General features: G+C 66.6%; 24 protein-coding genes and 4 tRNA genes. 5 read left to right on the forward strand and 23 right to left on the reverse strand.

The annotated features are described in order from the left end of the window. Position 1: 1 nt before the first annotated feature. The 15 genes from AC0B44_RS08090 to AC0B44_RS08160 all read right to left on the reverse strand — a co-directional run bounded on the left by AC0B44_RS08090 (position 2) and on the right by AC0B44_RS08160 (position 8,387). Positions 2–793 (reverse strand): MlaE family ABC transporter permease, encoded by a 792-nt coding sequence (locus AC0B44_RS08090; protein WP_471902389.1) that lies wholly within the window; start codon positions 791–793, stop codon positions 2–4. Positions 794–801: 8 nt separating this feature from the next. Next, positions 802–1,908 (reverse strand): ABC transporter ATP-binding protein, encoded by a 1,107-nt coding sequence (locus tag AC0B44_RS08095; RefSeq protein ID WP_471902526.1) that lies wholly within the window; start codon positions 1,906–1,908, stop codon positions 802–804. Between the two features lie 314 nt (positions 1,909–2,222). After that, a complete protein-coding gene (gene rplL / locus AC0B44_RS08100; protein ID WP_072704422.1) occupies positions 2,223–2,609 on the reverse strand; it encodes a 50S ribosomal protein L7/L12 in 387 nt (128 codons plus the stop codon). Between the two features lie 111 nt (positions 2,610–2,720). Then, positions 2,721–3,248, reverse strand: a complete 528-nt coding sequence (rplJ, locus tag AC0B44_RS08105) for a 50S ribosomal protein L10 (protein ID WP_471902390.1) — start codon at positions 3,246–3,248, stop codon at positions 2,721–2,723. Between the two features lie 389 nt (positions 3,249–3,637). Continuing rightward, positions 3,638–4,351 (reverse strand): 50S ribosomal protein L1, encoded by a 714-nt coding sequence (rplA, locus tag AC0B44_RS08110; protein ID WP_471902391.1) that lies wholly within the window; start codon positions 4,349–4,351, stop codon positions 3,638–3,640. A 124-nt stretch (positions 4,352–4,475) separates the two neighbouring features. Next, positions 4,476–4,910: a 50S ribosomal protein L11 gene (rplK, locus tag AC0B44_RS08115; RefSeq protein ID WP_169619492.1), complete on the reverse strand. Its 435-nt coding sequence runs from the start codon at positions 4,908–4,910 to the stop codon at positions 4,476–4,478. A 62-nt stretch (positions 4,911–4,972) separates the two neighbouring features. Next, on the reverse strand, positions 4,973–5,782 hold the full coding sequence (gene nusG / locus AC0B44_RS08120) for a transcription termination/antitermination protein NusG (RefSeq protein ID WP_471902392.1): 810 nt from the start codon (positions 5,780–5,782) through the stop codon (positions 4,973–4,975). Positions 5,783–5,826: 44 nt separating this feature from the next. Next, positions 5,827–6,261 (reverse strand): preprotein translocase subunit SecE, encoded by a 435-nt coding sequence (gene secE, locus AC0B44_RS08125; RefSeq protein WP_471902393.1) that lies wholly within the window; start codon positions 6,259–6,261, stop codon positions 5,827–5,829. A gap of 32 nt (positions 6,262–6,293) precedes the next feature. Then, a tRNA-Trp gene (locus tag AC0B44_RS08130) sits at positions 6,294–6,366 on the reverse strand. Positions 6,367–6,544: 178 nt separating this feature from the next. After that, positions 6,545–6,970, reverse strand: coding sequence for a (3R)-hydroxyacyl-ACP dehydratase subunit HadB (gene hadB / locus AC0B44_RS08135; RefSeq protein ID WP_471902394.1), 426 nt, complete (start codon positions 6,968–6,970; stop codon positions 6,545–6,547). Continuing rightward, complete coding sequence (gene hadA, locus AC0B44_RS08140) at positions 6,957–7,529, reverse strand: (3R)-hydroxyacyl-ACP dehydratase subunit HadA (RefSeq protein WP_471902395.1); 573 nt, start codon at positions 7,527–7,529, stop codon at positions 6,957–6,959. The genes hadB and hadA overlap by 14 nt, the downstream gene beginning before the upstream one ends. A gap of 90 nt (positions 7,530–7,619) precedes the next feature. Further along, complete coding sequence (gene rpmG / locus AC0B44_RS08145; RefSeq protein ID WP_003941903.1) at positions 7,620–7,787, reverse strand: 50S ribosomal protein L33; 168 nt, start codon at positions 7,785–7,787, stop codon at positions 7,620–7,622. A 57-nt stretch (positions 7,788–7,844) separates the two neighbouring features. Further along, a tRNA-Met gene (locus AC0B44_RS08150) sits at positions 7,845–7,920 on the reverse strand. A 43-nt stretch (positions 7,921–7,963) separates the two neighbouring features. Then, positions 7,964–8,036: transfer RNA gene (locus AC0B44_RS08155), tRNA-Thr, on the reverse strand. 265 nt (positions 8,037–8,301) lie between these two features. Beyond that, positions 8,302–8,387 (reverse strand) — tRNA-Tyr (locus tag AC0B44_RS08160). A 147-nt stretch (positions 8,388–8,534) separates the two neighbouring features. On the opposite strand from AC0B44_RS08160, the gene AC0B44_RS08165 reads away from it, so the two are divergent. Then, entirely contained in the window at positions 8,535–9,026 is a 492-nt protein-coding gene (locus tag AC0B44_RS08165) for a YajQ family cyclic di-GMP-binding protein (RefSeq protein ID WP_471902396.1), read from the forward strand. 86 nt (positions 9,027–9,112) lie between these two features. Here AC0B44_RS08165 and htpX read toward each other — a convergent pair whose 3' ends face one another. Beyond that, complete coding sequence (gene htpX, locus AC0B44_RS08170) at positions 9,113–9,976, reverse strand: zinc metalloprotease HtpX (RefSeq protein WP_471902397.1); 864 nt, start codon at positions 9,974–9,976, stop codon at positions 9,113–9,115. A gap of 124 nt (positions 9,977–10,100) precedes the next feature. Further along, the gene (locus tag AC0B44_RS08175) at positions 10,101–11,147 is read right to left on the reverse strand and encodes a polyprenyl synthetase family protein (protein ID WP_471902398.1); all 1,047 of its coding nucleotides are present in this window, start codon (positions 11,145–11,147) and stop codon (positions 10,101–10,103) included. A 112-nt stretch (positions 11,148–11,259) separates the two neighbouring features. On the opposite strand from AC0B44_RS08175, the gene AC0B44_RS08180 reads away from it, so the two are divergent. Further along, entirely contained in the window at positions 11,260–12,531 is a 1,272-nt protein-coding gene (locus AC0B44_RS08180; protein WP_471902399.1) for a geranylgeranyl reductase family protein, read from the forward strand. Positions 12,532–12,562: 31 nt separating this feature from the next. Here the strand turns inward: AC0B44_RS08180 and AC0B44_RS08185 are convergent, their stop codons facing one another. Genes AC0B44_RS08185 through menD form a run of 3 tightly spaced genes read right to left on the reverse strand, consistent with a single transcriptional unit; the run spans position 12,563 to position 15,385 of the window. Continuing rightward, entirely contained in the window at positions 12,563–13,261 is a 699-nt protein-coding gene (locus AC0B44_RS08185; protein ID WP_471902400.1) for a demethylmenaquinone methyltransferase, read from the reverse strand. Between the two features lie 52 nt (positions 13,262–13,313). Continuing rightward, entirely contained in the window at positions 13,314–13,769 is a 456-nt protein-coding gene (locus AC0B44_RS08190) for a DUF3592 domain-containing protein (RefSeq protein ID WP_471902401.1), read from the reverse strand. Continuing rightward, positions 13,766–15,385, reverse strand: coding sequence for a 2-succinyl-5-enolpyruvyl-6-hydroxy-3-cyclohexene-1-carboxylic-acid synthase (gene menD, locus AC0B44_RS08195; RefSeq protein ID WP_471902402.1), 1,620 nt, complete (start codon positions 15,383–15,385; stop codon positions 13,766–13,768). Before menD ends, AC0B44_RS08190 begins: the two co-directional genes overlap by 4 nt. A gap of 106 nt (positions 15,386–15,491) precedes the next feature. On the opposite strand from menD, the gene AC0B44_RS08200 reads away from it, so the two are divergent. Together AC0B44_RS08200 and AC0B44_RS08205 are read left to right on the forward strand one after the other, a co-directional pair. Next, entirely contained in the window at positions 15,492–16,082 is a 591-nt protein-coding gene (locus AC0B44_RS08200) for a flavin reductase family protein (protein WP_471902403.1), read from the forward strand. 72 nt (positions 16,083–16,154) lie between these two features. Further along, the gene (locus AC0B44_RS08205) at positions 16,155–17,018 is read left to right on the forward strand and encodes a siderophore-interacting protein (RefSeq protein WP_471902404.1); all 864 of its coding nucleotides are present in this window, start codon (positions 16,155–16,157) and stop codon (positions 17,016–17,018) included. A 105-nt stretch (positions 17,019–17,123) separates the two neighbouring features. On the opposite strand, the gene AC0B44_RS08210 is transcribed toward AC0B44_RS08205, so the two are convergent. The 3 genes from AC0B44_RS08210 to AC0B44_RS08220 form a co-directional block, all read right to left on the reverse strand. Then, the gene (locus AC0B44_RS08210) at positions 17,124–17,564 is read right to left on the reverse strand and encodes a DUF6918 family protein (RefSeq protein ID WP_296551267.1); all 441 of its coding nucleotides are present in this window, start codon (positions 17,562–17,564) and stop codon (positions 17,124–17,126) included. Positions 17,565–17,650: 86 nt separating this feature from the next. Further along, a complete protein-coding gene (locus tag AC0B44_RS08215) occupies positions 17,651–18,652 on the reverse strand; it encodes an o-succinylbenzoate synthase (RefSeq protein WP_471902405.1) in 1,002 nt (333 codons plus the stop codon). A 10-nt stretch (positions 18,653–18,662) separates the two neighbouring features. Further along, positions 18,663–19,325 carry a PaaI family thioesterase gene (locus AC0B44_RS08220; RefSeq protein ID WP_471902406.1) on the reverse strand — a complete coding sequence of 221 codons (663 nt, stop codon included), beginning with the start codon at positions 19,323–19,325 and terminating at the stop codon, positions 18,663–18,665. Positions 19,326–19,388: 63 nt separating this feature from the next. Here AC0B44_RS08220 and AC0B44_RS08225 point away from each other — a divergent pair, with 63 nt between their 5' ends. Then, a complete protein-coding gene (locus AC0B44_RS08225; protein WP_471902407.1) occupies positions 19,389–20,282 on the forward strand; it encodes a 1,4-dihydroxy-2-naphthoyl-CoA synthase in 894 nt (297 codons plus the stop codon). Positions 20,283–20,325: the final 43 nt, after the last annotated feature.

The raw sequence follows: 20,325 nt of genomic DNA on the forward strand, positions 1-20,325 counted from the left end.
GTCAAGATCCCTTCGCAGGCACGACCTGCAGATACACCATCGTCAAGATCAGATTCGCGAAGAAGAGCAACAGGAACGTGATGACGACCGTCTGGTTCACGGCATCCCCCACACCCTTCGGCCCTGCCCCGGGGTGCAGCCCCTTGTAGCACGCGACCACCCCGGCGATGAGACCGAAGACCGCGGCCTTGAGCTCGGCAACGTACAGATCCGGTAGCTGCGCCAGCGCGGAGAAGGAGGCCAGATAGGCGCCCGGCGTACCACCCTGCAGAACGACGTTGAAGAAGTACCCGCCGGCGATACCCACGACGGACACGAGCCCGTTGAGCAGCAACGCCACGAGCACCATGGCCAGGACCCGGGGCACGACGAGACGCTGCACCGGGTTGATACCCAGCACCTCCATCGCATCGATTTCCTCACGGATCGTCCGTGACCCCAGGTCGGCGGTGACGGCAGAGCCCGCCGCTCCCGCGATCAGCAGCGCCGTCACGATCGGACTGCCCTGCTGGATCACTGCCAGCACGCTGGCGGCGCCGGTGAACGATTCGGCGCCGAGCTGCTTGATCAACGAACCGGTCTGGAGCGAAACGACGGCGCCGAACGGGATCGCGACGAGCGCCGTCGGCAGGATCGTCACGCTGGCGATGAACCACGCCTGCTCGACGAACTCGCGGAACTGGAACGGTCGGCGGAAAGTGTTCTTCACGACGTCGACGAAAAGCTCGACGATATTCCCGGCTTGGGTGAGTGCGCCGTGCGCGGGACGCAACAGCGAACTACCAGCCCCCATCTAATCTCCTACTTCTGGCCCTGCGGCTGACCGTGCTGCTCAGGGGAGTACACGGGAATCACCTGTGTAACTGCGTCGTGGTCGTGGTAGTCGGACGTGTGTTGCTGCTGTCCCGGTGCGGGCGTGGGTGTGTCGTCTTCGTCGAGCGATTCGATGATTGCGCTCTGGGCGGCGGACGGAAGCGTGTGCAGGATCTGCCGCACACGGTCCTTGCGGCGTGCGACGGCCTGACGGAAGGGCATGCCGGGCGTGGCCTTCATCTGCGGCACGATGCCCTCGACATCCTCGACGCCGCCGGCGTGGTGGCCGGCGTCGACGAGTGCCTGCTCGTGAGCCATCTGCGCTTCGTCCTTCTCCTCCGACATGCCGATCGGACCGATCATGGTGCCGTTGAGGAACTGCTTGACGACCGGCTCGTCCGACGTCAGCAGCACCTCGCGTGGACCGAACATCACCAGCTGACGGCGGAAGAGCATGCCGATGTTGTCGGGCACCGTGCGCGCGAGATTGATGTTGTGCGACACGATGAGGATAGTCGCATCGATCTCGGCGTTGATGTCGATCAGCGTCTGGGAAATATAGGTGGTGCGCACCGGGTCCAGGCCGGAGTCCGGCTCGTCGACCAGGATGATCTCGGGATCGAGCACCAGCGCGCGGGCCAGGCCGGCGCGCTTGCGCATACCGCCGGAGATCTCGCCGGGCAGTTTGTCCTCGGCGCCGAGCAGACCGACCAGTTCCAGCTTGCTCATCACGATCTGCCGGACTTCGGACTCGGACTTCTTGGTGTGCTCGCGCAACGGGAAGGCGACGTTGTCGTAGAGGTTCATCGACCCGAACAGTGCGCCGTCCTGGAACAGCACGCCGAACAGCTTGCGGATCTCGTAGAGTTCCCGGCTCGAGCACTGCAGGATGTCGGTGCCGTCGATGATGATCGATCCCTGTTCCGGTCGGAGCAGGCCGATCAGCGACTTCAGGAAGACGGATTTACCCGTACCGGAGGGCCCGAGCAGCACACTCACCTCGCCGGGCGGCAGGGTCAACGTCACGTCTTGCCAGATGCGCTGCGAGCCGAAGGACTTGGTAAGCCCCTCGACGGAAACCTCGACGCCCACGATTACCTCCGCGCTGTTCGATCCCGTTCCCCATGTGGGTTGCGCCACTCTATCGCATCGACGTGTCACCTGTGACAATTGACCCTACTCCAAAGTAAGTAAAGGGTTTACCAAGAACCACATAGGCTGACTTATGCCCTGACCTGCGGGAACGAGGACCTGTCCACGACGTTTCTCCGGTCCGCGAGCCGATTACGGCCGCGGCGCCCCGAAAACGAGAAAAGACCGCCCCCACGGAAGCAATTCCGTGGGGGCGGTCTTCGGAGCAACGCCGCGTGGGAGAGACGAAGTCGTCCCGCCCGTGCGAAGAAACCGTCTTACTTGACGGAAACCTTGGCGCCGGCCTCTTCGAGCTTGGCCTTGGCAGCCTCGGCAGCGTCCTTGGCAACCTTCTCGAGGATCGGCTTCGGAGCACCCTCGACGAGGTCCTTGGCTTCCTTCAGGCCCAGGCCGGAGACGATCTCGCGAACGACCTTGATGACCTGGATCTTCTTCTCGCCGGCACCTTCGAGGATGACGTCGAACTCGTCCTGCTCTTCAGCAGCGTCGGCAGCGGCGGCCGGAGCGCCGGCAGCAGCAACGGCGACCGGAGCAGCAGCGGTGACCTCGAAGGTCTCCTCGAATGCCTTCACGAACTCCGAGAGCTCGAGCAGGGTCAGTTCCTTGAACGCGTCGAGCAGCTCTTCGGTGGTGAGCTTCGCCATGATGGCGGTCCTTCCTGTAAGTCCCATGTCGCTGATCCGCGACCGGATGGGATGGTGCACGCCGGAGCGTGCGTGGATTTGTTCAGCGATACGCGGTTATGCGGATCAGCGTCAGGCGGCCTGTTCGGCTTCCTTCTTCTCCTGCAGGGCGGCAGCAAGGCGAGCCACCTGCGAAGCGGGAGCGTTGAACAGGCTTGCGGCCTTAGCCAAGTTGCCCTTCATCGCGCCGGCGAGCTTGGCCAACAGCACCTCGCGGGACTCGAGGTCCGCGATCTGGTTGACCTGATCCACGGACAGCAGATTGCCGTCCATGTACCCGCCCTTGATGACGAGTGCCTTGTTGTCCTTCGCGAAAGCCTTGATGGCCTTCGCTGCGTCCACCGGCTCGCCCTTGACGAACGCGATGGCGGTCGGACCGACGAACAGATCGTCGAGACCCTCGACGCCCGCCTCTGCGGCGGCGCGCTTGACCAGGGTGTTCTTGGCGACGGAGTAGGTAGCACCCTCTCCGAGAGCGCGACGCAGCTCAGTCAGACTTCCCACCGACAGACCACGGTATTCCGTGATCACGGCGGCCGTCGAGCTCTTGAACTGCTCGGTGATCTCCGCAACCGCGGAAACCTTCTCGGGCTTTGCCATACTTCGCCTCCTCTCAGTAACAGTCGTTTTCCCGGTGTCCCGATTGGGACGTCCCACTGGGAACCGTCGGGCCGGGAACGACAAACGCCCCGGCGCAGGGCACACGGGGCGTTGAGAGAAGGATCAGGATCACGCGAAGGCGATCATGTTTCGCATCTCCCCTAACCTCGTCCTCCTGCGTGGGCCGCCGGATGAATCCGGACCTTCAACCGATGCTGCGAACAACTTCGGTGACCAACGGTCTTCGGTAGAACATGATCGGGGTGGAGATCGGCACAATGCCGAACTACCCGATTACTGTAGCCGACCGCACGGGCCGAATGCAAAACGGCCGGCACAGGATCCTGTGCCGGCCGTTTCGGGTACTGATTCTTCCGCGAACCGAGTGACTACTCGGCGGTCTCGAGAAGGTTGCGGGTGCGCGACGGGTCCACCGGGATGCCCGGTCCGGTGGTCGTAGCGACCGTGATCTTCTTGATGTAGCGGCCCTTTGCGCTGGAGGGCTTCGCACGGAGCACCTCGTCGAGGGCAGCCGCGTAGTTCTCGACCAGCTTCGTGTCGCCGAAGGACGCCTTGCCGATCACGAAGTGAAGGTTGGAGTTCTTGTCGACGCGGAAGTTGATCTTGCCGCCCTTGATGTCGGTGACAGCCTTCGCGACATCGGGAGTGACCGTGCCGGTCTTCGGGTTCGGCATGAGACCGCGCGGGCCGAGGACACGCGCGATACGTCCGACCTTGGCCATCTGGTCCGGCGTCGCGATCGCGGCGTCGAAATCCAGCCAGCCGCCCTGGATCCGCTCGATCAGATCCTCTGCACCGACGACGTCGGCGCCTGCGGCCTCTGCCTCGGCAGCCTTCTCGCCGACGGCGAAGACGATGACGCGAGCGGTCTTACCCGTGCCGTGCGGCAGGTTGACCGTGCCGCGGACCATCTGATCGGCCTTACGGGGGTCGACGCCGAGACGCATCGCGACCTCGACCGTGCTGTCGCTGTTCTTCGAGGCCGTCTCCTGCGCGAGCTTCGCAGCTGCGAGGGGGCTGTAGAGGGTGTTCGCGTCGATCTTCTCGGCGGCGGCGAGGTATGCCTTGCTGCGCTTTGCCATGTTCTTTCCTAACTTCTCACCCTGCGGTGAATGGTTCGGGAGTGGTTGCGGACCTGGCCGGCCCTCCCACGGGGTGGTGCTGCAGCCGGACGGGAACTTGTCCCTTCCGACCGGTGAGGGATTCTCAGCCCTCGACCGTGATGCCCATCGAACGCGCGGTGCCGGCGATGATCTTCGCGGCGGCCTCGACGTCGTTGGCGTTCAGGTCTTCCTGCTTGGTCTTGGCGATCTCGCGCACCTGATCCATGGTCACCGTGGCGACCTTGGTCTTGTGCGGCTCGCCGGAGCCCTTCTGCACGCCTGCAGCCTTGAGCAGCAGCTTGGCAGCCGGAGGCGTCTTCAGCTTGAAGTCGAACGAGCGGTCTTCGTAGACCGTGATCTCGACCGGCACGACGTTTCCGCGCTGCGACTCGGTCGCGGCGTTGTACGCCTTGCAGAACTCCATGATGTTGACGCCGTGCTGACCCAGTGCGGGGCCGACCGGCGGAGCCGGGTTGGCCGCGCCGGCCTGGATCTGGAGCTTGATGAGCCCGGCGATCTTCTTCTTCTTGGGGGGCATCTCTGTTCCTAGTTTCTTGCTCGGTGTGGTTCTTGCGTATTGCTACTGCAAGCTTTCGTGCGTCAGATCTTCGAAACCTGCGTGAAGGACAACTCCACGGGCGTCTCGCGACCGAAGATCGACACCAGGACCTTGAGCTTCTGCTGCTCGGCATTCACTTCGCTGATCGACGCGGGCAGCGTAGCGAACGGACCGTCCATGACGGTCACCGACTCCCCGACCTCGAAGTCCACCTCGATGGTGGGCTTCGACGACGCGGCGGTCGACTGGTCGCCGGCGGGCGAGGTTCCGGACGCCGGCTTCTTCTTCGCCTGCTGCGGGAGGAGGAACTTCACAACCTCCTTGATCGTCAGCGGCGACGGACGGGAGGTCGCACCGACGAAACCCGTGACGCCGGGCGTGTTGCGCACGGCGCCCCACGACTCGTCGTTGAGTTCCATGCGAACCAGGATGTAACCGGGCAGAACCTTGCGGTTGACCAGCTTGCGCTGCCCGTTCTTGATCTCGGTGACCTCTTCGGTGGGCACCTCGACCTGGAAGATGTACTCACTCAGGTCCAGGTTCTGCACGCGGGTCTCGAGGTTGGCCTTCACCTTGTTCTCGTAGCCGGCGTAGGAGTGGATCACGTACCAGTCGCCGGGCTCGAGGCGGAGCTGCTTCTCGAGAGCCACGGCCGGATCGACCTCGGCCTCGGGCTCGCTGCCTTCGGCGGGTGCGTCGGCATCCTCGGCCGCAGCGGCGGGATCGTCGACGTTCTCGGGCGCTGCGTCGGCATCGACGGACTCGGCGGATGCCGCGTCGTCAACGAAAACCTCGTCCGAAACGTGCTCTTCGGCCGAAGCCTCGTAGGAGTCGTTCTCGGGGGTGCTCACCGGCACTTTTCCTCTCGTCGATCAAATTTGCAGGCGCGCGTGCGCTAGCCGAACAACCAGCTGACGCCCTGCACGAACGCCAGGTCCAACCCGAAGATGAACGCCGTCATCACAGCCACGAACACCACCACGACGATCGTGTAGGTGGTCAGCTGCTTGCGATTCGGCCAGATCACCTTGCGGAGCTCGGCGATGACCTCACGGAAGTAGCGGCGCAGGCGCTTGAAGATGTTTTCGGGCTTCTTGTCCCCGGAGCGTTCACCGGTCGCGGTGGCGGACCTGGTAGGGCGCGAACCCGCCCGATCGGAATCCTTGACGACGGAAACCCGTCCACCATCGGACGAACCGCGAGCGACACGCTTGCCGCTCGGCCTCGCAACCGCAGAGGAATCGTCGGGGGTTGCGCCGGTTGCCGGTCCAGCGTCGCGGGGGGTGAACCCTCCGGTGTCGCTGAGGCGCTTACCGCGCTCCTCGCTCACATCGTTCCTCTCGGTCGCTGGCAGTCCGGGGGCAGGGGCGACAGGACTTGAACCTGCAACCTGCGGTTTTGGAGACCGCTGCTCTGCCAATTGAGCTACGCCCCTTTGGTCGATCCGCAGTGTCTCGTGCGAGCACCTTGTCGATCGACCCATCTGCGATCACATGACACGCGCGCTACCCCATCGGCTTGTACGAGCACCGAAGAGCAGCGCGCTGCGCTATACGATCCCAGAAGCTTTAGTGTACTGCATTGCCCCGGAACAAACCCAATCCGCCCGGCCGTCAGGCCAGGCGAACCGTTGCCGTAGCCCGCCCGAAGATCTTACGACCTTCCGACTTCGCCACGATCGCGACCACTGCTGTCTTGCTTTCCGGGTCCAACGCCTTGATCTTGCCGTTGAACTCGATCGCGGCGGCCGCGTCGGCCTCCACGAATACCGGACTGGTGAAGCGAACGTTGTATTCCTTCACCGCACCGGGGTCTCCCAGCCACTCCGTGACGAAGCCGGCCCCGATGCCCATGGAGAGCATGCCGTGACCGACGACGCCGCGCAAGCCGGCAAGTTCGGCGACGTTGTCGCTCCAGTGGATCGGATTGGGATCACCCGAAACACCGGCATAGTTGACGAGATTACCGCGCGTGAGCGTCACGACCTTGGTGGGAAGTTCTTCCCCGACCAGGACGTCTTCGAAGCTACGAAGGGTCATGCATCATCACATCCTTGACCGCATGCGCGATATTGGCGTCCACCTCGCCACCGGTACGACCCACCAGGGTGGTCCACGACGTCAGCACCAGATTGTCGAACTGATCGGTGATGATGTTCTTCGTGGTGATGATGTCGCTGCCGGCCGCCTGGCGGAACTCCTCCAGGTACACGTCACAGAACAGGCGGTCGCCCGCCTGGATCGGCCGGTGGAACACGAGCCGCTGATCGGTCTGCATGATCTGGCTGAGGTCGTAACCCGTGACGACTTCCTCGAACAGCTTGCGCTGCGCGATCATGCCGACGATCGAGATGAACGTGAGCGGTGCGATCAGGCCGTCGTAGCCGAGGCCCTTGGCTGCTTGCTCGTCGTGGTGCGCAGGATGTCCGTCGAGTACAGCGCGGGCGTACTCGCGAATCTTCTCGCGACCGACCTCGTAGAAATCGTCGACACGGTAGTGGTGTCCGACCATGGACTTCGCATGCGCGGCGACGTCGAACTGGATCCCGGCCTGTTCCGTCACGTCCACAGAGTCTTCGGATACGAGTGCGTCCGTCATACGCAAAAAACCTCCGCAATTCCGCCCAGGACGCCAACAGGCGCGGTCGGTATTGCGGAGACCTTACGCGTCGACGTCTATCGAATCAGGCTACTTCGACTCGCGGTGCGACTGATGCGTACCGCAGTTCGGGCAGAACTTCTTCAGTTCGAGCCGATCGGGGTCGTTGCGACGGTTCTTCTTGGTGATGTAGTTGCGGTGCTTGCACACCTCGCAGGCCAGGGTGATCTTCGGCCGGACGTCTGTAGAGGAGGCCACGGGATGCCTTCTTTCGGTTAAATCTGACCAGGATCGATCAGGTGGTTCTTTCAACTTTGGTAGCGATGGCCGGACTTGAACCGGCGACACAACGATTATGAGTCGTTTGCTCTACCAACTGAGCTACACCGCCTCGGTGTCATGTGCCGCGCGGAATCAAGGCACACAATCCAGCGAGCCCCCTGACGGAATCGAACCGTCGACCTTTTCCTTACCATGGAAACGCTCTGCCGACTGAGCTAAGGGGGCGCGGCCGCCTGAGCATCTCTGCTCGCTGCGGCCTCCAAAAGATTACACACACTCGCCGTCAGCACAAAATCAGCAGGTAGTGGCGCCAAAAGCAACGATCGGACGCCACTTCCCGCGCGGGCCTCCACGGTCACACGCCGGCTGGTGCCCGGCGCTTCGGCGACCGGTGTGGCGGGCGCGCACCACCGACCGCACCGGCCGCGACCCTCCCGGGAATCCACCCCCGAACGCACGACAGCCCCGGTTCCGAAGAACCGGGGCTGTGTGGTGGCAGGTGTAGGATTCGAACCTACGTAGGCGTAAGCCGACGGATTTACAGTCCGCTCCCATTGGCCGCTCGGGCAACCTGCCGGGTGCTCTCGGGACCGTGTCCCTGATGCGCTTGGAAGAATACAACGCATACCCCCCTGAAATGCAAACCGGGTGGTTACGGGCGCGAACGACCCGATAGCGTCGGCATGACAACCCCGTACAGACCGATCCGAAGTGGAGATAGACGTGGCTGATTCGTCGTTCGATGTGGTGAGCAAGGTCGACCGTCAGGAAGTGGACAACGCCCTGAACCAGGCGGCGAAGGAAATCGCGAACCGCTTCGACTTCCGCAACACCGGCGCGAGCATCGAGTGGTCCGGCGACGAGAGCATCGTGATCACCGCCGACACCGAAGACCGCGTCAAGGCGGCGCTCGACGTGTTCAAGGAGAAGCTGATCCGGCGGGATCTGTCCCTCAAGTCGTTCGAGACCGGCGATCCGATGCAGTCGGGCAAGGTCTACAAGCTCACCGGCACCCTCGTGCAGGGCATCAGCCAGGAGAATGCGAAGAAGATCACCAAGCTGATCCGCGACGAGGGCCCCAAGGGCGTCAAGGCACAGATCCAGGGCGACGAACTGCGAGTGAGCAGCAAGAAGCGCGACGACCTGCAGGCGATCATCGCGCTGCTCAAGAACGCCGATCTCGACGTCGCACTCCAGTTCGTCAACTACCGCTGAAAACCACCCCACCGGACATCAGGCACCGCCCGCGCGTCGTACGCGCGGGCGGTGCCTGTTCGAGGGTGGTTACCGGTGCTGCGGCCTCACCGCAGTCCCGCCATCTTTTCGAGCCGGGCGATGCGCTCCTCCATCGGCGGATGGGTGGAGAACAGCCGGCTCATCTTGTCGCCCGCCCGGAAGGGGTTGGCGATCATCAGGTGCGACTGCGCGGCGAGTTGCGGCTCGGGTGGCAGCGGCGCGGCCTGCGTGCCGCGCTCGAGCTTGCGCAGGGCGGACGCCAGGGCCAGCGGATCCCCCGTCAGTTCGGCGCCGGACTGGTCCGCCTGGTACTCCCGCGACCGGGAGACCGCGAGCTTCACCACGGACGCGGCAATCGGCCCGAGCAACGACACCAGCAGCAGCGCGATCGGGTTCGCGCCGCCTTCCCGGTTGCCGCCGAATGCCCCTGCGAAGAACGCGAAGTTGGCGAGACCGGAGATGACCGCGGCCATGGCGCCGGCGACGGACGAGATCAGGATGTCGCGGTTGTAGACGTGCGACAGTTCGTGTCCGAGGACGGCGCGTAATTCGCGTTCGTTGAGGATCTCGAGAATGCCGCTGGTGCAGCACACAGCGGCGTTGCGCGGATTCCGCCCGGTGGCGAACGCGTTGGGCGCGTTGGTGGGGCTGACGTACAGACGCGGCATCGGCTGATGTGCCGCCGTCGCCAGTTCACGGACGATCCGGTAGATCACCGGTGCCTGCACTTCGGTGATCGGCTGCGCGTGCATCGAACGCAACGCGAGCTTGTCGCTGTTGAAGTACGCGTACCCGTTCACACCGACCGCGAGCAGCACCGAGATCAGCAGGATCGTCGAATTCTGGAACAACGCGCCGATGAAGACGATCAGCGCCGACATTCCCACCAGCAGTCCCACCGTCTTCAGACGGTTCGCATACCCGTGCACGTGACGCTCCTCCCCCACCCCGTGCCGGACGTGTTCGCACGGCGGTGGACTGTTCGTCAGGTCAACGAACGGCGAGGCGTACCGGTTCCACCGCGGAGGGCGGCCGGAGCGGGGCCGGAAGAGGTCAGCCCACCCTGGCGATGGTGAAGTCGACGAGTTGCCGCAGCGCCTCGTTGGCGGGCCCCTGGGGCAACGCGTCGAGTTCGGTGTGCGCGCGCTGGGCGTAGGTGTCGAGGGTCCGCTTGGCGGCGTCCATGCCGGGCGACCGGACGAGGAGGTCGAGAGCCTCGGCGACCTTTGCCTCGTCTTCGATCGGCCCGACGAGCAGTTCACGAAGGCGGTCCGCGTCGGGCCCGCTCTCGCGCAGCGCGTAGAGCACCGGCAGGGTGTGTACGCCCTCGCGGAGATCGGTACCGGGGGTCTTGCCCGACTCGGACGTGACCGAGGAGATGTCGATGATGTCGTCGACGATCTGGAATGCGGTGCCGACCGCGTCGCCGAGTCGCTCGAGCCGCGCGACGTGTTCCTCGTCGCCGCCGGAGAAGGTTCCGCCGAATCGGCCGCTCGCCGCGATCAGGGACCCGGTCTTCTCCCACACCACCCGCAGGTAGTGCTCGACCTGGTCCTGCTCCTGCCGCGCACCGATCGTTTCGCGCATCTGGCCGGTCACGAGTTCGGCGAACGTCTCGGCGATGATCTGCACCGCCGACGGGCCGAGGGTGGACACCAGGCGGGACGCATGAGCGAACAGGTAGTCGCCGGCGAGAATCGCGACGCTGTTGTTCCAGCGCACGTTCGCGCTCGGCGCGCCGCGACGCATCGTCGCCTCGTCCATCACGTCGTCGTGGTAGAGCGTCGCGAGGTGGACGAGTTCGACCACCGTCGCCGCCGTCACGACCGACGGGTCGGTGGGGTTGGGGCCGAGTTGCGCGGTCAGGATCGTGAACAGGGGCCGGAACCGCTTGCCACCCGCCTTCGCGAGGTGCAGGGCCGCCTCCGTCAGGAAGTCCTCTCCGTCCGACAACTCCTGGACGAGCAGCGCCTCGACGTTCGCGAGTCCGTCGCGCACGCCGGCCGCGAGACCCGCGTCGCCGAGTTCCACACCGGCAACGACGGTGTTCGATACCGCATCGGCCGGACCGGCGGTCCGTGCCGCCCCCTCAGTGCTCACGATGACGTACCCATCCTCTTCTGTCGCCTCGGCCTCACGGTAGTGAACCTAGCCGCTACACCACCAGACCACCTCGTCGAGGCGGCAAAGTCGTGCCTGAGAGGATGGATACGTGGCTAGCGAAAACTCCGCGAGAGAGCCGCGGCAATCCCGGTCCTGCGTTCCCGACACTACCGATGTTCTCGTCGTCGGTGCCGGTCCCGCCGGTTCGTCGGCTGCGGCATGGGCGGCCCGCGCCGGGCACGACGTGCTGCTCGTCGACGCCGCGACCTTCCCCCGCGACAAGACGTGCGGCGACGGGCTCACCCCGCGCGCAGTCGCGGAACTGGACCGGCTCGGCCTGGGTGACTGGTTGCGTACCCACACCGTCAACCGCGGGCTGCGACTCGAAGGCTTCGGCGGCCGCTTCGAACTGCCGTGGCCAGAGTCCTCGTTTCCTTCGATGGGCAGCGCCGTGCCGCGCATGGAGTTGGACGACCGGATCCGCCGGGTCGCCCTGGATTCCGGCGCTCACATGGTCGAAGGCGCCAAGGCCGTCGACGTCGAGCGTGACGGTGGCCGGGTGACCTCCGTGATCTTCCGCACCGAAGACGGTCCGCGCGCGGTGTCGTGCCGGCGGCTCGTCGTCGCCGACGGGGTGCGTTCGCCGCTGGGCAAGGTGCTCGGACGCCAATGGCATCGCGACACCGCCTACGGCGTCGCGGTTCGCGCCTATGCCACGTCGACACGCAGCGACGACCCCTGGATCACTTCGCATCTCGAACTACGCGACGATGCGGGAGCAATGCAACCCGGCTACGGCTGGGTGTTCCCGCTGGGGACCGGTGAGGTCAACATCGGTGTGGGCACTCTCGCCACCGCCGCACGTCCCGCACAGGGATCGTTGCGGCCGCTGATCGAGCTGTACGCCGGTAAGCGTCGCACCGAGTGGGGGCTCGGCGAGGTGACCCGCGTCGCGTCGGCACTGCTGCCCATGGGTGGTGCGGTGTCGGGCGTGGCGGGAGAGAACTGGGCGCTCGTCGGTGACGCCGCCGCGTGCGTCAATCCGCTCAACGGCGAAGGCATCGACTACGGACTCGAGGGCGGTCGCCTGCTCGCAGAGGTTCTCGACAGCGACGATCTGACCACCGTCTGGCCAGCGTTGCTCCGCGAGCACTACGGCGCCGCGTTCTCGACCGCGCGCCGGTTGGCGGGCCTGCTCACCGTGCCGAGGTTCCTGCCCACGACCGGTCCGGTCGCGATGCGGTCGCGGGCGATGATGAACGTCGCCGTGCGTGTGATGGGAAACCTGGTGACCGACGAGGACACCGACCTCGTGGCGAAGGCGTGGCGGACGAGCGGGCGCATGTCCATGCGGTGGGACCGCCGGCCGCTGTTCGCCTGACGCGCTGTGCAGCCTTCAGCGCCGAGCCGCTTCAGCGCACCGCGCTGTGCAGCGCCGCGATTCCTCCGGTGAGATTCCGCCACTTCACATCGCGCCAGCCCGCCGCGCCGATACGCACCGCAAGTTCTTCCTGCGTCGGCCACGCCCTGATCGACTCGGCGAGATAGACGTAGGCGTCGGGGTTGCTGCTCACGGCACGCGCGACACGCGGCAGGGCGCGCATCAGGTATTCCATGTACACCGTGCGGAGCGGTTCCCGTACGGGAGTGGAGAACTCGCACACCACCAGACGTCCGCCGGGCTTGACCACGCGGGCGATCTCCCGGAGACCGGCATCGGGGTCGCCGACGTTGCGCAGACCGAAGGAGATGGTCGCGGCGTCGAACACGCCGTCGCCGAACGGCAGATGCATCGCGTCGCCCGCGACCATCGGAACCTGCCGGAATGCTCCGGCCTCCAACATGCCCTTGGAGAAGTCGGTGGCGACGACCCACGCCCCGGAACGGCCGAGTTCGACGGTCGACACCCCGGTGCCGGCCGCGAGATCGAGGACCCGCTCACCGGGCTTCAGGTCGAGCGCGGCCCGCGTGGCGCGTCGCCATCCGCGGTCCTGGCCGAACGACAGGACGGTGTTGGTGAGGTCGTAGCGCGCTGCCACACCGTCGAACATGGACGCGACCTCGCGCGGATCCTTGTCGAGGGACGCGCGCGATCCGTGAGTGTTTGCCACGGCCGAAACGTTACCCGGCCACCGCCCGACGGCGGCCGAGGAGACCTCGTGGTCAGCCCACCGCGCGTGGCGGCACTCCGACACCCGGGCGGTCTCCGGTGGTCTCGGTGGTGCGCCGTCGCAGGTAGACGAGCACCGGCACCGCGATCATCCACGTGATCACGATGACGGACCCGGTGGGGATGAGCGCCACCCGGGCGTCGCGACCGGTGACCCGGACCAGATCGGGATCGCTGCGTGCGTACTGCACGGCGATGCGCTGGCCCGTCGTCAGGCCGGTGGGATACAGCACACCGAGTTCGGGGTTGTGCGTGACACCGTCGGGGGTGACGAAGGCGACCGCGGAGCGGAGGGATCCTGCCGACAGGACCTCGGCGGTCGCGGTTCCCATGTCCTGTTCGATGGTCCGGTCGTTGCGCAGGGCACCGAGAAACAGGGCCACCGCCAGTGCGGAGAGCGCGATCGCGACCGTGAGGACGGCGCGGCGCGCGCGTTCGGTTCCGGTCACAGCTGAGCCCGCACCGCCGCATGCAGTTCACGCAGGACTGCCCTGTCGGTGGTGACCTCGACGACCCGGATCCCGCCCGCGGGGGCGGTGGTGTCGGCGAGGGCCGTCGCGAGCCCTTGCAGATCCACGCGCTGGTGCGGGACGCGGTAGGCGGCGCACAGCGCACCGAGATCCATTCCGTGCGGGGTGCCGAAGACTCGCTCGAACACTCCGGCGTACTGCGGGTCGCCCTGTTCGAGCAGTTCGAAGATGCCGCCGCCGTCGTCGTTCGCGACGACGATCGTGAGGTTGCGGGGCCGGGGCTCCGACGGTCCGATGAGCAGTCCCGCCGCGTCGTGCAGGAAGGTGAGGTCACCGAGCAGGGCGACGGTGCGGCCGCCGGTGTATGCGAGGGCAGCGCCGACCGCCGTCGACACCGTCCCGTCGATCCCGGCGACACCGCGGTTGGACAGCACGGTCACGTTCGGCTTGGGATAGCTGACCAGCGCCGCGTCCCGGACGGGGTTGGAGGCGCCGAGCAGCAACTGGTCGCCGTCCTTCATGGCATCGGTGACCACCGCGGCGACGTGCAGTCCGGTGGCCTTCGGATGCGCATCGAGTTGGGCCCGCACCGCCTTGTCCGTGTGGGCGGTGAGTTGTCGGCACCGCTCGAGCCAGGCCTCGTCCGGAGCACCGGAGATCACCGCGCGGGTGCCGGTCGCCAGGACGTTGCCGGACACGTCGGGCCAGCGCGGGCCCGTGGTGAGGGCGTAGACGGCCACCGACGGGTCTGCCAGCAGGTTCGACACCGGCCGGTGCAGCGTCGGGCGGCCCGTGATGATCGCCTGCCGCGGCTTCAGTTGAGGCAACGCCATCGGATGCAGCGGCATCCCGTGCAGCGGCGCGGTCGGTTCGGCGACGGTGGGCAGGCCCGCGAGTTCGGGCCGCAGCGCCGCCCCGTGGCCGGAGACGACCACGGTGTCGGGAGTGAGATCGATCTCGACCGGAACGTCGAGGGTCGCGTGGCTGGTGGTGGTCCAGGCCTGGCCGTCCGGGCGGCCCTCGGGAGCGGATCCCTTCTGATCCGGTGCGGGGACGAGCGGTTCCCGCAACGGAATGTCGAAATGCACCGGGCCCGCGTTCCCCGACCGGGTGCCGCGCGCGGCAGCGAGCACGCGGCTGACCGCTGACCGCCACGCGCTGTTCTGCTCGGCGCTCTCGGCCAGTCCGAGGCTGATGGTCGCGCGGACCTGGGTACCGAACAGACCGAGTTGCTCGATCGTCTGGTTCGCGCCCGAGCCGAGGAGTTCGTAGGGACGATTCGCGCTCAGCACCACCAGGGGCACGCGCGCGTAGTTCGCTTCCAGCACGGCCGGCGCGAGGTTCGCTACTGCCGTCCCGGAGGTCATGACGACAGGCACCGGCCGCTTCGACGACAGGGCGAGGCCGATCGCGAGGAACCCGGCGGTCCGCTCGTCGATGCGCATGTGCAAGCGGAGCCTGCCTGCGGCATCTGCAGCCTGCAGCGCGAACGCGAGCGGTGCATTGCGCGAGCCCGGGCACAGCACGACATCTCGGACGCCGCCTCGGGCGAGTTCGTCTACGACTGCGGTGGCCTGGGCTGTGGACGGGTTCACGACGTCCAGGGTAGTGCGACCCGCCGCGGTGCCCGTGCTCCCCCGCGCCGCGCCGTGTTCCGGGACCGGCCGCGATCCGCGCCTCCGTGAGCACCACAATGGGGAGATGCGCACCGTCTTCGATCCCGCAGATCTGAGCCCCGGACGGTTCTACCGGCTGCTCACCGCCACGATCGTGCCTCGTCCCATCGCGTGGGTCTCGACCGTCTCGGCCGACGGGATCGCCAACGTCGCGCCCTACAGCTTCTTCACCGTGGCCAGCACCAATCCGCCGGTCGTGCAGTTCACGTCGGTGGGCCGTAAGGACAGTCTCCGCAACATCGAGGAGACCGGGGAATTCGTGGTGAACGTCGCGACGACTCCGCTGATCGAGCAGGTCAACGCCTCCTCGGCGAATTTTCCGCACGAGGTCGACGAGTTCGCGGAGGTAGGACTGCGAGCGGAACCGAGTGAGCGTGTGCGCCCGCCGCGGGTCGCGGAGTCACCCGCGTCGATCGAATGCACGCTGCGGCAGGTGATCGAAGTGGGCGACTGCTTCGTCGTCATGGGCGACGTGGTGGCGGTGACGGTGCGCAGCGAGGTACTCGCCGACGACGGCGCTCCGGACTTCGCGGCGCTCGCACCCGTGAGCCGGTTGGGCCGCGCCGAATGGGGACTGACGCCGCCGGTGCGGTCGCTCGAGCGCCCGACCGGCTGAGCCCACCGTCGCCACTGCCCGAAGCCGGGGGTTAGGGTCGGCTCAGTAGAAGGCGGCACCGGAAGGGTGGTCATGGCCGAACGCACCGAGGCAGCGCGCAAGGTGGCGAAATTCGTCAAACCCGCGACGCGCGAGGTCGTGCGCGCTCGCGTGCTGGCCACCGCACGGATCAGTCCGACGTTCGTACGCGTGACCATCGGTGGCGATGCGGTGTCGACCATCGGGCCGATGGGCTACGACCACTGGTTCCGGATGTTCTTTCCCGCGCCCGGTCAGCGCAGTTTCACACTGCCCTCGGCGACGGACGACCGTTGGTGGCCCGAACACCAGGTAATCCCCGAGGACGAGCGGCCCGTGCTGCGGAACTACACGTTCCGCCGCTTCCGAGCGCCCGGTGCCGGATCGTTCGGCGACACGGCAGAAATCGACATCGACTTCGCCTCACACGGCGACCTGGGGCCCGCGTCGGCGTGGGCGGAGACAGTCTCGGCCGGTGAAGAGATCGGTGTGCTCGACGAAGGAATCGGCTACGTCCCCGACGCGAGCGCGCACTGGCAGTTGCTCGTGGCCGACGAGAGCGCCCTGCCGGCGGTCGCGGGCATCCTCGAGTCCGTCCTCTCGGCTGATCCGGCGGCGGTCGCGGAAGTGTTCGTGGAGGTTCCACATCCGGAGGATCTCGCGGCGCAGCACCTGGCGACCGGCCCGAACGTGAGGGTCCATCCCCTCATCCGCACCGACAGAGCGGCGCGTCCGGGAGTTCTCGCCGTCGAAGCGGTGCGAGCCGCGACCCTCCCGTCGGCACGCGGTTGTGCGTTCGTCGCCGGTGAATCCGATCTCGCGACCGGGGTGCGACGTCACCTCGTGCGCGAGCGCGGCTGGGACAGGTCGGCAGTGACGTTCACGGGTTACTGGAAGTACGGCGAGCCCGTCTACTGAGGTCTCCCTCGGGAGAACCCTGCGACGAAAGCAGAACGTCGCGGTGCCGACCGGCCGGAGCCGGTGGTCACCGCGACGTTCGTCGGATCGATCCGCAGGATCGGATCAGCCCGCGTGCTTCTGGACGAGGTCGCCCAGACGGGGCAGAGCCTCGATGACGTGCTTCTTCGCCGAGGGACGCAGCGAGTCGTAGACCTTCTTGACGGCGGTCTTCGACGACCCGGCGATCTTCTCGTCGGTCACGCCGAGGAGTGCGTCGGCGACCGCGTCACCGCGAGCAACGAGGAAGTCGGCGAACGAACCGGCACCGGCGTACTCGATCCAGAACGGCTGGAGCCGCTCGACGAAGTCGGGGAGCAGGCTCTCGATCGCGCCGGGCACGACCGACGGTCCGACCTTCTTCACTGCGGCGTAGCCGCCCTTGAGGGCGAGGCCCGATGCACCCTTCTTGTCCGACACCTCGGCGTCGATCAGAGCTTCGACGTCGGCCTTGACCGCCGGGAACTTGTCGGGTCCGAGCAGAGCATCGTGCAGAGCTGCAACCACTTTCACTGCCTCCGTAAATGTGACACTTGTGACTGTTGGGACTGGGGGAACGATATACGACTCTGTAGCAGGTACATACTCGGCGTTCAGCCCAGCAGGGCGCGGCACCGTCGCAGCCGGTCGAACCACCACTGGGCACGGTCCGGTGCGGCCCGAACCGCGTCGAGCATCCCGGCTTCCGGGACCACCGCTCCGACCGGAAGCACGCCGCCGGACATGCGTCGCGCGGTCGCGACGTCAGCGGTGAAGAAGCCACCGGTACCGAGTCCGCACGCGAACGGCAGCTGCGGCAACGCGCCCGCCGCGGCGAGTCCGGCGCTCATTCCGACAGCGGAATCGAGCGCGCTCGAGACGACCACCTCGACGCCGTGAGCTGCGAGTTCGTCGGCCAGGGCCAGCAGCCTGCGCACCCCGCCGAGCGGAGCGACCTTCACCACGGCGACGTCTGCCCCACCGGCACGCACGACCCGCATCGGGTCTTCGGCTCTGCGGATGCTCTCGTCCGCGGCGATGCGCACGTCGGGTAGGCGCTTCCGGACAGCGACGAGTTCGGGCACGGTCGCACACGGTTGTTCGGCGTACTCGAGCGGTGCGTCCGCGGTGAGAGCGGTCAGCGCGGCGACAGCTTCGTCGACCGTCCAGCCGCCGTTGGCGTCCACGCGAACGCGCGGCACCAGTTCACGGACCGCCCGGACCCGAGCAAGATCCTGCGCGAGATCCTGGCCCGGTTCGGCGACTTTCACCTTCGCCGTGTCGGCGCCGGGGAACCGCGCGAGCACCTCGGGAACGCGGTCCGGATCGACGGCCGGCACTGTCGCGTTGACCGGGACCACGGACCGGACCGCCGGAGGATGACCGACCCATGCGGATTCGATTGCCGAACGGAGCCAGTGCACGGCCTCGTCGTCTTCGTATTCCGGGAACGCCCCGAACTCACCCCAGCCGACGGGTCCGCGCACCAGCAGCACCTCACGCCGGGTGATGCCCCGGAAGCGCACCCTCATGGGCAGCGAGACGACGACGACGCTCTCGAGAAGCTCGTCGGCGGACGGGAAGGCCGGGTCGGTCCCTGTGGGTAGGTCGGTCACTGCTCGTCGGTCACTGCTGGCCGGGCAGAAGCTGGATCATGAGAGCTTCGCAGTCGGCGAGGAGGTTGCCGTCGAGGTCGCGGAGTTCGGCCTTGCAGAAGGCCTTGCGGCCCTCGACCCGGTCGACCCATCCGTCGACCACCAGTTCCGTTTCGATCGGCGTGATCTTGCGGTAGTTGACGTGCAGATAGCCGGTGCGTGCGATCGGACGGCCGTTGGCGTGGATGACCATGCCGAACAGGTCGTCGAACAGCAGCGGCAGCGTGCCACCGTGCGCGGCGCCGTTCCCGCCGAGATGAAAACGGCGGAACATTCCGCGCTCGCGCACGCCGTCCTCGCCGAACTTCTCGATCTTCCACGGCAGCAGCAACGCACTGCCCCGGCCGGGAAGCTCGACGTTGAAGCCCGCCGGTGACCGGCCCTCGGGCACCTCGTACGGCTCGAGGAGTTCGACGAGCGCCTCGGTCTGCTCGATCGCCCGGTCGATCACGTCGTCCGGGGCGTGGGTCGAGACCATGAGGTCCTGCAGGCGCCGGAACGTGTCGATGAAGGTGCCGTAGTTCGGACCCGCCTTCACCGGCTCGTAGACGGGGAAACCTCCGTGGTGCTCGTAATCGTCGCCTACGTCTTTGCCGTCGACCTCTTCGGTACCTGCGCCGGTCTGCTCGCTCATGTGATGCACGTTATCCGCCCTACGGTCGCGCCGTACGTCGGCCCGGGGCTCTAAGGTGACGACGTGACCTTCGATTCCCAGTTGTGGCGCCCGGTTCCCGGGTTCGAGAACCTGACCGACATCACCTACCACCGTCATGTCACCCAGGGCACCGTCCGTGTCGCGTTCGACAGGCCGGAGGTACGCAATGCGTTCCGGCCGCACACCGTGGACGAGCTCTACCGTGCGCTCGACCACGCGCGGATGACGTCGGACGTCGGTGTCGTGTTGTTGACGGGCAACGGCCCGAGCCCCAAGGACGGCGGGTGGGCGTTCTGCTCCGGTGGTGATCAGCGCATCCGTGGACGCAGCGGCTACCAGTACGCGAGCGGCGAGACCGCCGACACGGTCGACAAGGCCCGCGCCGGCCGCCTCCACATCCTCGAGGTGCAGCGCCTGATCCGGTTCATGCCCAAGGTCGTGATCGCACTCGTCAACGGGTGGGCCGCAGGCGGCGGCCACAGCCTGCACGTCACGTGCGACCTGACACTGGCGTCGCGTGAGCACGCCCGCTTCAAGCAGACCGACGCCGACGTGGGCAGCTTCGACGGCGGCTACGGCAGCGCGTACCTCGCGAAGATGGTCGGGCAGAAGTTCGCCCGCGAGATCTTCTTCCTCGGCGACACCTACTCCGCCGACGACATGCACCACATGGGCGCGGTGAACCGGGTCGTCGCGCACGACGAGCTCGAGACCGTCGCGCTGGAATGGGCGGAGAAGATCAACGGCAAGTCGCCGCAGGCGCAACGCATGCTCAAGTACGCGTTCAACCTCGCCGACGACGGTCTCGTGGGCCAGCAGTTGTTCGCGGGCGAGGCGACCCGCCTGGCGTACATGACGGACGAGGCCGTCGAAGGCCGGGACAGCTTCCTCGAGAAGCGGGACCCGGACTGGTCCCCGTACCCCTGGTACTACTAGATCACTCGGGCGCGGCGCAGTGCTTGCCGGGCATCCAGCGGAA

The organism is Rhodococcus sp. NPDC019050 (genome assembly GCF_055664235.1).

Bases quoted from the DNA above. Each gene is read 5' to 3' on its own strand.
- AC0B44_RS08220 (WP_471902406.1), bottom strand. From the start codon at position 19,325: ATGAGCGAGCAGACCGGCGCAGGTACCGAAGAGGTCGACGGCAAAGAC.
- AC0B44_RS08090 (WP_471902389.1), bottom strand. From the start codon at position 793: ATGGGGGCTGGTAGTTCGCTGTTGCGTCCCGCGCACGGCGCACTCACC.
- AC0B44_RS08200 (WP_471902403.1), top strand. From the start codon at position 15,492: ATGCGCACCGTCTTCGATCCCGCAGATCTGAGCCCCGGACGGTTCTAC.
- rplL (WP_072704422.1), bottom strand. From the start codon at position 2,609: ATGGCGAAGCTCACCACCGAAGAGCTGCTCGACGCGTTCAAGGAACTG.
- hadA (WP_471902395.1), bottom strand. From the start codon at position 7,529: ATGACGGACGCACTCGTATCCGAAGACTCTGTGGACGTGACGGAACAG.
- rplA (WP_471902391.1), bottom strand. From the start codon at position 4,351: ATGGCAAAGCGCAGCAAGGCATACCTCGCCGCCGCCGAGAAGATCGAC.
- AC0B44_RS08205 (WP_471902404.1), top strand. From the start codon at position 16,155: ATGGCCGAACGCACCGAGGCAGCGCGCAAGGTGGCGAAATTCGTCAAA.
- hadB (WP_471902394.1), bottom strand. From the start codon at position 6,970: ATGACCCTTCGTAGCTTCGAAGACGTCCTGGTCGGGGAAGAACTTCCC.
- rplK (WP_169619492.1), bottom strand. From the start codon at position 4,910: ATGCCCCCCAAGAAGAAGAAGATCGCCGGGCTCATCAAGCTCCAGATC.
- rplJ (WP_471902390.1), bottom strand. From the start codon at position 3,248: ATGGCAAAGCCCGAGAAGGTTTCCGCGGTTGCGGAGATCACCGAGCAG.